We start from the raw sequence: 12874 nt of genomic DNA, 5'->3' as shown, positions 1-12874 counted from the left end.
AATTTTTAACGTTAAACAAACATAACAGGGTATTATAATATGACATCGTTGCTTTGGAAAAAATTCGTCGGGAGGCTGAAGGTTATTTTTGTTTTAACATTGATCTTTTTTATCCCAAACAATCTGGATGCTCAGGCATACCAGATTAAAACTATTGTCATTGATGCAGGACATGGAGGAAAAGATCCTGGAGCCATAGGCAGGAAAGCAAAAGAAAAAGACATCAACCTTGCTGTGGCTTTGCTTACAGGTCAGTATATTGAAAAATATATGCCGGATGTTAAAGTTATATACACAAGAAAAACGGATGAATTTATCGAGCTGCATGAAAGAGCGAACATTGCCAACCGTAATCACGCCGATCTGTTTTTATCCATACATGTAAATGCAGTTTCTAATTCAAGGGTTACGGGAGCTTCTAGCTGGCTGTTGGGTGTTGGAAAATATCAGTCGAACCTTGAGCTGGCAAAATTGGAGAACTCGGTAATTGAAATGGAAGATAATTACGAGGAGGTTTACCAGGGGTTTGATCCTAACAAGGATGAATCGTATATAATTTTCAATTTCAATTCTACTAAAGCATATTTTGAGCAGAGCCTTAACCTGGCACAGGAAATTCAGGATCAGTTTAAAAACAGAGTTGGCAGACGTAATTATGGTATACACCAGGGACCTTTCCTTGTATTACACCGGACAACCATGCCTTCGGTACTTATTGAGTTGGGATTTATTACCAATTCAACAGAAGAAAAATTCCTGATGTCGAAAGAAGGACAAGAGTTTATGGCCTCAGCTATTTTCAGGTCAGTAAGAACTTACAAACAACAAATTGACGCTAAAAACAAAAAAACTGTTATCTTAGCAAACCAGAAAGAGCCTGAAAATGAGAATTCTGTCATCGAAGATCATGGCGTAACATATAAAGTTCAGTTTCTGCTGTCTAAAACTGAACTTGCACCAGATGATCCGGCATTTAAGAATTTAGTAGCTGTTTGGAAATATAAGGATGGGGCCTTTTACAAATATACAACTGGCAACTCAAGTGATTTGAGTGTAATTAAAGAAATACAGAACAACATTAAAGACAGGTATCCTGATGCATTTATTGCAGCATTTAAGGACGGGGAACGCATTTCGATATCTGAAGCCAAACGCCTTATTAAAGCTAAAAATTAACTAAAATAACCTTGACTGTGGTAAATCTGAGTTTTTTAAAGTCGAAAGAAGCCCGAACAGGAGCAATCATTGTACTTGCAATTATTGTTATTATTATAGGTTTTAACATTGTTAAACGTAGTACTACTTCAAAAAAGGAAAAACTGGAAATGCTGGCCGGTAAAACCAACAAACTTGGTGTTGTTGAAGGCATTGAATATGATCGCAAAAGTGATAAGTATATTATTACCATTGTGTTTCAGAAAAATGATGATTTACCCAATCTCCCCGGTGGCATTGCCACAACAGATACTGTGACCATAACAGTAGAAAAACATTTACTGAGACCAGTGCTGAAAAATTATGAAGTACCGGAAAATATTACAGCTTTAAAAGATGTGATGATAGAAGACACTGAAAAAGGTGCGGATGAAACCAAAACAGATACAATAAAACCACAGACTGTACAAAAAACTGAACAAAAGTCCGTTCCTGAAGCACAACCGGTTAAAACAGAAACAAAACAGGCAAAACCTACAGAACAGGTTCAAAAAATTGATGCATCCGGTGTAATATTTAAGATACAGTTTGTTATGTCGAACAAAGAACTATCCATGAATGATCCCGGATTAGCAGGTATTCCGGATGTTTCATATTATATGGATGGTAGTTTTTATAAATATACTGCCGGAAATGCCAGGGATTTTAACGCCGCTAAACAAATCCTTAATGATCTGCTAGTGCGTTATCCAGAGGCATTTATAATTGCGTTCAACAATAACGAACGTATTCCGGTACTCGAAGCTAAAAAAATTGTGAGGGACTCTCGAAAGTAATTCCTACTTTTGCACCATAAATTGAAAGTATGAAATTGAAAGTTCTCAAATCAAGAGAAGCACAGATTGGTTTATTAATTGCTGTAATACTTGCCCTTTTTATCTGGGGTTTTAATTTTCTCAAAGGACGCAACCTCCTTACTCCGGCTAATTACTATTATTGTGAATTTGAAGATGTAGGTGGTTTGATGGAGTCTAACTTTGTTATGGTAAGAGGATTCAAAGTGGGACTTGTAGAAAATATTGAACTAAGTGATGATAACAGCAAGCTTATCGTGACTATGGTTCTGGAAGATGAAAAATTGAAAATTCCGAAAGGCTCCAAGGCTGTGTTGTACGATCTTGATTTATTGGGAACCAAAGCTGTAAAACTGGAACTGGTTCCTGGTCGTGGATCATACTACGAAAACGGAGATACATTACCAAGTAATATAGATAAAGGCATGTTGGGTGGACTTGAGGACCAACTTGGCCCTGTTAAAGAAAAGATTGCAGAGTATGTAAAAAAACTTGATGATCTGATTGCTGACAGTACGATCAATCATTTAAGTACATCTGTGGCAAATCTTGATGCCACAACAGAATCTATTAAAAATCAGCTGGGTGAAAGAGGAGATCTGACAGCCACGATAAGAAATCTCAGAAGAATCACACAGGACTTAAATAACAGTGAAACCGGGTTAAAAGCTACGTTAACCAACGTAAATGCCATAACCGATTCGTTGGCATCTTCGGATTTAAAACTTGCTATTTCGCGTATAGATACAGCTGTTGCCAGTTTGAATTCCATATTGGTTAAAGTAGTTAATAACGAAGGTTCGCTGGGTAACCTGGTGAACGACAAGGCACTGTATGCCAACCTGAATGCGACGACAGAATCGCTTGACAAACTGCTGACCGATATGCAACAGCAACCATCAAAATACGTTCATCTTTCACTGATTGATTGGGGTAAGGATGTGTACATTGATGAAAACGGTGTTACAAGAAATGTGGACGATAATACATATTTCTCGGTATTGGTAAAACAAACCAGCAATGCCGTAAATATTGACACCGAAAATTTTACTGATCCTTCTGTCATTAATGAGCATCAACAGAAAGGCGTATTCTACTATTCCATTGGAAACTTTAAGGATTACAGTTCTGCGATTGACGCAGCCGACAAAATCAGACAAACATATCCATCTGCCGAGGTCATTACATTCAACGGAAACAAAATAGTTTCGTTGAAAAAGGCCATTAAATAGACTTTGCTCTGATTTTACGTCCTGATTCTTTTTGTTTTTTAATGTTATAACGTTGGGGAAACTGGTTTATATATTACTGAAAATCTTTGCTAAAATCACTTCCTTTATTCCGTTTGCCTTTTTTTATGCGTTTGCAGATGTCATTTATGTTGTCCTTTATTATGGCTTTAAATACAGACGGAATATAGTACGGTCAAATCTTGCCTCCTCATTTCCTGAGAAAACCGAACATGAAAGATTACTTATAGAAAAGAAGTTCTTTCATCACCTGGCTGACATCTTTGTAGAAAGCTTTAAAGCCTTTGGGATGAATCCTGAAGCCATAACCAAAAGGCACCATCTGATTCATTCTGAAAGTTTCTCAACATACGAATCCACAAATCAATCCATACTAGTGGTTACCGGGCATTACGGTAACTGGGAATGGGGTGCACTATCAGCACCTCTGCAAGCCGGTTTTAAATTTATTGCCATCAACAAACGCATCAAAAATCCTCATATAGATGCATTTATTCACAAAAACCGTAGCCGGTATGGAACGGTTCTGGATCAAATAAAAAACACCTCAGACATATTTCAGCAATACTACGATAAACATGCTGCTTTTATCCTGGTGGCTGATCAAAGTCCAGGAACAAAACACATGGATCAGGCCTACTGGATTGATTTCCTGAATCGGGAAACACCTTGTTTACACGGACCGGAAAAATATGCCCGTAAATATAACCTTCCGGTTATTTACCTGGAGATTATGAAACTGAAACGGGGATATTATGAATTGCGGACTGAAGAACTGGTGAGTGATCCTTCGGCTCTTGAAGATGGAGAAATTACCAAACGCTATATGAACCGACTGGAAAAAACAATCCGTGAAAAACCGGAGTACTGGCTTTGGTCGCACCGGCGATGGAAACGGCAACGTCCTGCAAACGGTTAAGACTGTCACAGTATTTTAACGGGAAAGTTTTATTTCCAACAAATCATTTTTATACATTTGAGCAAATAATTGTAATCATTATGAGGCCAAGTTCTCTTTTAAAAACTATCGTAATAGTTATTATTTACGTCACTAGTTATAATTCAGCATTTTCACAGTCCTCCAAACCGTTCAGTTTTGTGTTCATGACTGATATCCATCTTCAACCGGAAAAGCACGCAGTGGAAGGTTTCGAAAAAGCTATTACTGAGATCAATCATCTGAAACCGGATTTTGTAATTACAGGTGGCGATCTGATCATGGATGCACTGAAGCAGTCATATGGCAGAGCCGATTCATTATATAAGCTCTATGAGAAAGTGAGCAGCGAATTGAATATGCCGGTTCATAATACCATGGGAAACCACGAGATATTCGGTATTTGTAACACAAAAACGGATCTAAGCCAAAACCCGGAGTACAACGAAAAAATGTTCGAAAAGAGGCTTGGTAGTTCCTACTATACATTCAGTTACAACGGATGGAAATTCTTTATTCTTAATTCTGTGGAAAAGGATGATAAGGGTTGTTATATTGGATGGATTGATGACCAGCAAAAAGAATGGATCAAAAAAGAATTGTCAAAAACCGATAAAGACACACCCATTGCCATCACCACGCATATTCCTTTTATAACGACATTCAACCAGATTTATTACGGCAGCACATTAGGTAACGACTCATCACTTGTGGTAGCCAATTCAAAAGATATTCTTGACCTGTTCAAAGATCACAATCTGAAACTGGTAATGCAGGGACATACACACATTGCCGAAGATGTGTATATTGACAGCATCCATTATATTACCGGCGGTGCCATCTGCGGTGCCTGGTGGAACGGCCCAAACCGCAATACGGAAGAAGGATTTACATTATTTAAAGTTGACGATGATAAGTTTACCTGGGAATACGTGGATTACGGATGGGATGTAAAAAAGTGACGAGTTACAGGTTACGAGGTGACGGGTTACAGGTTACGAGGTGACGGGTGACATCGTGAGACGTTTGCTATGAATCGTGAGATAATTATTCTTTAATATCGGGCCGATTTCATATAATCAAGGATTCAATATGTCCATCAGTTATTACGCAGTTTTGTTGCATAAGTATTGTTGATATCATTTATTTTAATAGAATTACTATTGCGTATTACAGTCAATTTTATAATTATACGTTTCATTTCATAAGCATCGTAGTATGAAACATTAAACTGATTAAATTGTACAGAATCTTGCAAAACAGTTAGATTTTCCAGCCAACTCAAATCAAAATCCTGTGCTTGAAAAAAGGGATCATAATCTATTTCTATATTATTAATATTAAATATGAGCTCCTTTGTACAATATATTTCTTTTAATGAATCTACTTTATTATAATCAGTATGCTCTTTTGCAATTTCTGTGAGATATTTTATATAAAACACCTTTATTGCATCCTCCTCTAATTCCGTTTGACCGGACTGGCAATATATTGTATCAAATAAGCTTAATAAAGCTATAACTATTAGAATTAGTTTTCTCATTGACCATTATTATAAGTGAAAATAATATATAAAAACTATCTGATCCTCGTTATGCATATCTTACACACAATCACAAAATTATTAAGATCAAAATTTGAATCAACAACAACTTAAATTAAGTACATATTTTTGATATTACCAATTTCAGTACGTAATACAATCTTTAAAATGATTTAAAAGCAATCCAATCATTTTCGGATTTGGTTTAATTTCTTACTTTTGATACCCGATGAATTTTTTAAAACTTATACGCGTTAAGAATCTGGCATTCATCATTCTTATTCAGGTGATTGTACGATATGCCATCCTCTACCCGCTGTTGGCCATTTTTAAAACGGAACTGGCTACGGGCAATATCTATTTTGGGTTACTGGTTGCCGCTACCGTCTTTATCGCTGCCGGAGGTTACATCATCAACGATTACTTCGATACGCGTATTGATGAGATCAATAAACCTGAAGAGGTTATTGTTGGAAAAGCTATTTCACGAAAACTTGCCATGACCCTCCACCAGTTGCTTACAGGCGTTGGTGTTGCCATAGGTCTTTTGCTCAGCTGGCGTGCGCACAGTTATGCTGTTGCTGTTATTTTTCTGTTTATTCCGGGTCTGTTATGGTTTTATTCTTCGGTTTACAAACGGCAGTTCCTCATTGGGAATATCATTGTATCGCTTTGCAGCGCACTGGTTCCGATGACCATTGTACTTTTCGAAGTTTACTTCCTGCGGTTTAAGTTCGGAACAGAATACATTGATAACGGACTCATCCGTCTTATTTTTAACTGGGGAATTCTTTTCAGTCTGTTTGCATTTTTTACCACATTGATCCGGGAACTTGTGAAAGACATGGAAGACGAGGAAGGCGACCGCGAATTGGAATGCAATACCGTACCCATTGTACTCGGACAATTCTGGACCAAAGTCATAGTATTGGCATTAACCTCATTAACCGCCGGATACATGATTTATAAATTCAGTCAGTATCAGGTAACAATCGAGAATAAATTTGTTCTGTTTTACTTCTTCCTGGCATTAATATTTCCCTTCCTGTATTTTGCCATCACATTTTACAAAGCGCAGAAACCGGGCGAATTTCGTCTGGCAGGCAATATTATGAAATTCATTATGTTCGCCGGAACATTATTCACCATTCCAATTTATCTGCTGATCGCAAAGGAATTTGCTGTTCCTTTCTTTAACCTTATCATTCAATGAGTTCTCCGTTAATTAACCTTGAGAAATATCACATCATTCTGGCTTCAAACTCTCCTCGCCGTAAAGAGCTGTTAAAAGGCTTGGGCATTATTTTTCAAACCAGGGCGTCAAACGAACTGGATGAATCCTTTCCACATGATCTTCACCCGGCAAGTGTAGCTGAATTTCTGGCTCAAAAGAAAGCAGCGTATTATAAAAAAAGCATGGCCGATAATGAACTGATCATAACTGCGGACACGGTTGTTATTTCCGGTTCAGACATACTCAACAAACCGGCCGACAGACCGGAAGCCATAGATATGCTCACGCTTTTATCGGGTAAAACACACGAGGTAATTACCGGCGTTTGCCTGACCACCAAACATAAACAAGTGGCCTTTTCAAGTGTTTCAGATGTAACCTTTTGCTGGTTAACACCACAGGAAACAGCCTTTTACGTTGACAACTACCGTCCATTTGACAAGGCCGGTGCTTACGGCATTCAGGAATGGATAGGTTTTATTGGCGTAGAAAAAATTAACGGATCATTTTATAATGTAATGGGACTCCCGGTTCAAAAACTCTATCAGGAACTCAAAAAGTTTTAATTCCAAATGAAACACATTTCACTTTTAATTCTTGTTACAGTTATATCCTTTTCTGCCGGTGCCAGAGAAGGCATGTGGCTTCCGTTACTCATTGAACAATATAACATTGGAGAAATGCAGGCCGATGGTTTTAAACTCTCTGCCGAAGATATTTACAGTGTGAACCAGGCATCGATGAAAGATGGGGTGGTAAAATTTGGCGGTGGTTGCAGCGGTGTGGTTGTTTCGGACGCAGGCCTGGTCTTTACCAATCATCATTGCGGCTTTAAATACATACAACGGCACAGCACCGTTGAACACGACTATCTTACTGATGGTTTTTGGGCTATGAACCGGAAAGAAGAACTTCCGAATCCGGGTCTTACTGTAACGTTTTTAAAAGAAATGCGTGACGTAACCAATGATGTTCTGAAAGGCGTTGCCGATAATATGACTATCAGTCAACGTAATAACATCATACAGATCAACAGCGACACACTGATTAACCGTGCCATTAAAGGCAACCATTATAAAGCAGATGTAAATGCGTTTTTCGAAGGAAATCAGTATTTTCTATTCATTTACGAAGTTTATACCGATGTCCGTCTGGTTGGAGCACCACCTTCTTCGGTGGGCGGATTTGGCGGCAATACGGATAACTGGATGTGGCCACGCCATGGCGGTGACTTCAGTGTTTTCCGAATTTATGCAGATGCCAACAATAGTCCCAAAGATTATTCCGATGACAATGTGCCTTATAAACCGGCTCACTCCTTCCCTGTTTCATTGAAAGGCGTTCATGAAAATGATTTTACAATGGTTTTCGGATACCCCGGCACAACAGAGGAATACAAAACATCGTACCATTTGAAAATGCTGCACGATATGCTTTATCCCAGGCTGATTGAGATCAGGGACAGAAAACTCGAAGTCATCAATTACCATATGAATCTTGATCCTGGACGACGCATAAAATATGCTGATAAAGAAGCCAGTCTGAGCAATTCATGGAAGCGCTGGCGCGGAGAAATCAAGGGGCTGGACCGGTTTGGTGTCATCAACAAAAAAGAAGCATTTGAAAAAGATTTTCAAAACTGGGCGGATAACAAAGCAGCGTACAAAAATATTCTGGATCAGTACAAAAAATTATACGGCAGCTATGCACAACTGAATACAGATGCCAATGTATTGCGGGAACTTTTTGGAAAAAACAGCATGGAATGCTTCAGTAAAGCCGATGCCATACAGAAGATTGTGCTGAGGTCCAAAATGAATAAAAACAGAGCTTCAGAAGATGAAATTGCAGTGTTTTACAAGGATTATGATGTAACGGTTGACCGCGATCTGACCAAACGGTTGCTGACATACTTGTTTGCCTACAGCAACCAGAATATTATCCCTGAAACACTAAAATCGGTTTATAAAAAGAAAAAGGGTGACATTGAAAAAGTTACGGACTATCTGTACAGGCATTCACTAATTGATGACACACTTTGGATCGCTGCCTACAACAAAGGAAATGATAAGGTAGTTAGAAGCCTGAAAAAAGATCCGTTCTTTATTACTTATAAGGAATATCAAAGCATTTATAACGATAACTTAATGCCTCAGGTAAGAAAAATAAAAGCTTCTATCGACAGTCTGGACAGAATTTATATGAAAGCCATCATGGCGTATGCACCGGATAAAATCTACTTCCCTGATGCCAACTCCACCATGCGGGTCTCTTATGGGAAAGTAAAAGGTTATGATCCCAAAGATGGTGTACATTACAAATATTACACAACTTCAGAAGGAATCCTACAGAAAGATGATCCTGAAATTTACGACTATAATATACCGGATAAGTTGCGTCAATTATTGAACGAATCTGATTTTGGGCCATATGGTGAAGATGGATTACTAAATATTGATTTTGTGGCAACCAATCATACCACGGGAGGAAATTCAGGAAGTCCGGTATTTAATGCCAACGGAGAACTGATCGGCCTGAATTTTGACAGGGCATGGGACGGCGTGATGAGCGACCTGTATTATAATCCAAAGATTTGCCGCAATATTACTGTCGATATCAGGTATATTCTTTTTATTATTGATAAATTTGCAGCCGCCGGATATCTGCTTGACGAAATGAAAATTATCCGGTAAACACAATAATTTGGAGAATATAAAGTTTTGGGTATTGTAGAAACGAACATGCGTAGACTATTCCTGATAATACCACTCATTTTGCTCTGTTTGCTTCCGTTGAATGCCCAGACACGGTATGTCATTTACGGTAAAGTTACCGATGCTTCAGGCAACCCTCTGGAACTTGTAAGTATCCAGCAAAAATTCACACTAAAAGGTACAACGACCGACTCAAACGGAAATTATGAAATTTCTTTCCCAAAAAGAGATTCCGTTACCATTATATTCTCACGTATGGGAAGTGAAAAAATTGAAAAAGTCATTTATCCAGACAGCACCAATTATAAACTGGATATCGTCATGCCTGATGCTGTTACAACCATGGACGAAGTTTCCGTATCTTATCAGCAAACCCAATCGGCCACCATGCAACGCATTGATTCCAAATATGCGGAAAATATTCCTAGTGCTTCCGGTAATAAAGTTGAAGAACTGATTATGACCCTGCCAGGTGTTTTCAACAACAATGAATTAAGTTCCCAGTATTCTGTACGCGGAGGTAATTTTGATGAAAACCTGATTTATGTGAATGATATAGAAATTTACCGTCCCTTGCTGATCCGTTCGGGACAACAGGAAGGCTTAAGTTTCATTAATTCGGACATGGTCTCTTCCATATCGTTTTCATCCGGTGGTTTTGATGCCAAATACGGAGACAAAATGTCTTCCGTTCTGGATATCAAATACAGAAAACCGACAGGTAACAAAGCATCTCTCTCCGCCAGTCTTCTTGGAGCCAGTATATTTGTGCAACATGCCACAAAGAATGGCAGGTTCACCCAGATGCACGGCATTCGCTATAAAACATCTGCTTACCTTCTGGGTAGTCTGGATACAAAAGCAGAATATAATCCAAGTTTTCTGGATTATCAAACCTATATGACTTACATGCTGACCAACAGAATTGAACTTTCTATTCTGGGAAATATCAGCAAAAACAGATATGAGTTCAGGCCCCGAAACAGGGAAACTAAATTTGGAACATACAACATTGCCCGATCATTAATGGTGTATTTCGATGGCTGGGAAAACGATGTATTCATGGCCGGAACCGGAGCAGCCAGTCTTTCATACCGTGTCAATGATAATAACATGGTAAAACTTACCGGATCATACTACAGCACGGTTGAAGATGAAGCAAATGATATTCTGTCGGAATACTGGTTGAATGAACTTGATAATCAAATGGGGTCTGAAAACTACGGCGACAGTATTGAAAACATAGGTGTCGGAGGATCACTGGAACATACCAGAAATCATCTTATTGCCTCAGTGGCTTCAGTTTCCTTGCGTGGAACACACGCGTTACAAAATCACACGCTACAATGGGGAGCCACGGTTCAAAAAGAGATGATCACTGACAAAATCAATGAGTGGGAAATGCGCGACTCAGCCGGCTATTCATGGCCTTACAGCGAACAGGATATAGTTCTTTACAACCATTACAATACCATCAATTCAATATCAAGTAACAGGGTTAATCTATATTTACAGGACAGCTATAACTTTTCTGATATCGGTTTGATCCTAACCGGCGGCACCCGTTTAAGCTACTGGAGTTTTAATAGTGAAACCTTATTCAGTCCCAGATTCTCTGTGTTATATACCCCAAAATGGAAACGAAAATTTGCCTTTAAAGGTGCCACAGGTATTTACTATCAGGCACCGTTCTACAAAGAGATCAGAAGTAGAACAGGAGAAATCAACACCCATATTAAATCACAGAAATCCGTTCATTATGTGCTTGGCATGGATTACTATTTCCGGAAATGGGAAAGACCATTCAAGCTGTCCGTGGAAGCCTACTACAAAAACATGTCGAACCTGATACCTTATGATATTAAAAATGTTCAAATCAGGTATTATGGCGAAAATTTAGCGGTTGGCTACGCTGCCGGACTGGATTTCAGAATCTTTGGTGAATTTGTTCCGGGCGTGGATTCATGGATCAGCCTGTCGCTGCTAAGAACAGAAGAAGACCTGCTGAACGATTCACATCCATTATATGATGACGATGGTTTTAAAATAGGTACAATTTATCCCGGATATATTCCTCGTCCTACGGACCAGGCTTATAACTTATCGATATTTTTTCAGGATTATTTTCCGGGAAATCCAAATTACAAGGTTCACCTGAAAGGCGTTTATGCTGCCCCTCTTCCTTTTGGCCCTCCCAACGGGCAGAAATATCAGATGGGATATCGTTCTTCACCCTATACGAGGGTTGATATGGGAGCCTCCAGGTTAATAGTTGGAGAAAACCAAAAGAACTTCCTGCGCCATTTTAAGGAATTATGGCTGGGTCTGGATGTATTTAACATGTTTGATATTAACAATGTAAATTCTTATTATTGGGTACCTGATAATTATGGAAACATTTATGCGGTTCCGAATTATCTGACAGGCCGCAGGTTTAATTTCAGTATCACGGCAAAATTCTGACGCATGCATTTGTTTTTCACACCGGATATTTTAACGACAAAGATCCTGTCACCTCAGGAGTCGCACCATGCCGTTAAAGTATTACGCCTGCGTGAAGGAGCCCCTATTCAGGTGGTGGATGGAAACGGTGGATTTTTTGAGGCTAAAATCGTTTTTGCCAATGCCAATGCCTGTGGAGTCGACATTACCGGAACACTTAAAGATCAACAAAAAAGACCGTATCGCCTTCACATGGCCGTTGCACCAACAAAAAACATCGACCGCTTTGAGTGGTTCCTTGAAAAAGCGACAGAAATTGGTATTGATGAAATTACACCTTTGCTGTGCGAACATTCGGAACGTAAAATAATTAAGCCAGACCGCATTGAACGTATCCTGGTTTCTGCCATGAAACAATCGCTAAAATCGTACCTCCCTAAGCAGAATGAAATGAGGTCATTTCAGGAATTCATTTCACAAGCCAATCCATCAGAAAACCTGATGGTTGCCCATTGTTACGATACAGAACGAGAAATCATCAAAACTCTCATCCCGGCCGGGGGAAACACCATTACCATCCTGATTGGCCCTGAAGGTGATTTTTCACCGGAAGAAGTAGAACAGGCCATAAAATCCGGCTTCTCCCCTCTTTCACTTGGAAACAGTCGCCTCAGAACAGAAACAGCTGCCGTTGTGGCCTGTCATTCTGTTTATGAATACTTTTTGTAAATCTCCAGGATAACTT

General features: G+C 39.0%; 11 protein-coding genes. 10 read left to right on the top strand and 1 reads right to left on the bottom strand.

The window, feature by feature from the left end:
* The first annotated feature begins 39 nt into the window (after nucleotides 1-39).
* The 5 genes from ACE1ET_RS10575 (at nucleotide 40) to ACE1ET_RS10555 (ending at nucleotide 5158) form a co-directional block, all read left to right on the top strand.
* A complete protein-coding gene (locus ACE1ET_RS10575; RefSeq protein ID WP_375728370.1) occupies nucleotides 40-1176 on the top strand; it encodes an N-acetylmuramoyl-L-alanine amidase family protein in 1137 nt (378 codons plus the stop codon).
* Between the two features lie 17 nt (nucleotides 1177-1193).
* The gene (locus ACE1ET_RS10570) at nucleotides 1194-1991 is read left to right on the top strand and encodes a hypothetical protein (protein WP_375728369.1); all 798 of its coding nucleotides are present in this window, start codon (nucleotides 1194-1196) and stop codon (nucleotides 1989-1991) included.
* Nucleotides 1992-2020: 29 nt separating this feature from the next.
* Entirely contained in the window at nucleotides 2021-3241 is a 1221-nt protein-coding gene (locus ACE1ET_RS10565) for an MlaD family protein (RefSeq protein WP_375728368.1), read from the top strand.
* Between the two features lie 52 nt (nucleotides 3242-3293).
* Nucleotides 3294-4178, top strand: coding sequence for a lysophospholipid acyltransferase family protein (locus ACE1ET_RS10560; RefSeq protein WP_375728367.1), 885 nt, complete (start codon nucleotides 3294-3296; stop codon nucleotides 4176-4178).
* A 185-nt stretch (nucleotides 4179-4363) separates the two neighbouring features.
* Nucleotides 4364-5158, top strand: coding sequence for a metallophosphoesterase family protein (locus tag ACE1ET_RS10555; protein WP_375728366.1), 795 nt, complete (start codon nucleotides 4364-4366; stop codon nucleotides 5156-5158).
* 137 nt (nucleotides 5159-5295) lie between these two features.
* Here ACE1ET_RS10555 and ACE1ET_RS10550 read toward each other — a convergent pair whose 3' ends face one another.
* Complete coding sequence (locus tag ACE1ET_RS10550; RefSeq protein ID WP_375728365.1) at nucleotides 5296-5739, bottom strand: DUF3828 domain-containing protein; 444 nt, start codon at nucleotides 5737-5739, stop codon at nucleotides 5296-5298.
* Nucleotides 5740-5968: 229 nt separating this feature from the next.
* On the opposite strand from ACE1ET_RS10550, the gene ACE1ET_RS10545 reads away from it, so the two are divergent.
* From ACE1ET_RS10545 to ACE1ET_RS10525, 5 genes are read left to right on the top strand one after another with little or no spacing between them, the layout of a single operon-like run.
* A complete protein-coding gene (locus ACE1ET_RS10545) occupies nucleotides 5969-6952 on the top strand; it encodes a geranylgeranylglycerol-phosphate geranylgeranyltransferase (protein WP_375728364.1) in 984 nt (327 codons plus the stop codon).
* Complete coding sequence (locus ACE1ET_RS10540) at nucleotides 6949-7539, top strand: Maf-like protein (protein ID WP_375728363.1); 591 nt, start codon at nucleotides 6949-6951, stop codon at nucleotides 7537-7539. Before ACE1ET_RS10545 ends, ACE1ET_RS10540 begins: the two co-directional genes overlap by 4 nt.
* Nucleotides 7540-7545: 6 nt before the next feature.
* The gene (locus ACE1ET_RS10535) at nucleotides 7546-9666 is read left to right on the top strand and encodes a S46 family peptidase (protein WP_375728362.1); all 2121 of its coding nucleotides are present in this window, start codon (nucleotides 7546-7548) and stop codon (nucleotides 9664-9666) included.
* A gap of 48 nt (nucleotides 9667-9714) precedes the next feature.
* The gene (locus ACE1ET_RS10530; protein WP_375728361.1) at nucleotides 9715-12150 is read left to right on the top strand and encodes a TonB-dependent receptor; all 2436 of its coding nucleotides are present in this window, start codon (nucleotides 9715-9717) and stop codon (nucleotides 12148-12150) included.
* 3 nt (nucleotides 12151-12153) lie between these two features.
* Nucleotides 12154-12858, top strand: coding sequence for a 16S rRNA (uracil(1498)-N(3))-methyltransferase (locus ACE1ET_RS10525; RefSeq protein ID WP_375728360.1), 705 nt, complete (start codon nucleotides 12154-12156; stop codon nucleotides 12856-12858).
* Nucleotides 12859-12874: the final 16 nt, after the last annotated feature.

Source organism: Quyinboa mangrovi (assembly GCF_042219825.1).
Classification (GTDB): Bacteria; Bacteroidota; Bacteroidia; order Bacteroidales; family UBA5342; genus JBHJHP01.
The sequence above is the reverse complement of the archived record's forward strand: the minus strand, read 5'-3'. Positions and strand labels throughout refer to the sequence as shown.

What these genes read in the sequence shown, in the direction of transcription:
- ACE1ET_RS10535 (WP_375728362.1), top strand. Translation starts at nt 7,546, where the DNA reads ATGAAACACATTTCACTTTTAATTCTTGTTACAGTTATATCCTTTTCT.
- ACE1ET_RS10545 (WP_375728364.1), top strand. Translation starts at nt 5,969, where the DNA reads ATGAATTTTTTAAAACTTATACGCGTTAAGAATCTGGCATTCATCATT.
- ACE1ET_RS10525 (WP_375728360.1), top strand. Translation starts at nt 12,154, where the DNA reads ATGCATTTGTTTTTCACACCGGATATTTTAACGACAAAGATCCTGTCA.
- ACE1ET_RS10550 (WP_375728365.1), bottom strand. Translation starts at nt 5,739, where the DNA reads ATGAGAAAACTAATTCTAATAGTTATAGCTTTATTAAGCTTATTTGAT.
- ACE1ET_RS10540 (WP_375728363.1), top strand. Translation starts at nt 6,949, where the DNA reads ATGAGTTCTCCGTTAATTAACCTTGAGAAATATCACATCATTCTGGCT.
- ACE1ET_RS10575 (WP_375728370.1), top strand. Translation starts at nt 40, where the DNA reads ATGACATCGTTGCTTTGGAAAAAATTCGTCGGGAGGCTGAAGGTTATT.
- ACE1ET_RS10530 (WP_375728361.1), top strand. Translation starts at nt 9,715, where the DNA reads ATGCGTAGACTATTCCTGATAATACCACTCATTTTGCTCTGTTTGCTT.
- ACE1ET_RS10555 (WP_375728366.1), top strand. Translation starts at nt 4,364, where the DNA reads ATGACTGATATCCATCTTCAACCGGAAAAGCACGCAGTGGAAGGTTTC.
- ACE1ET_RS10565 (WP_375728368.1), top strand. Translation starts at nt 2,021, where the DNA reads ATGAAATTGAAAGTTCTCAAATCAAGAGAAGCACAGATTGGTTTATTA.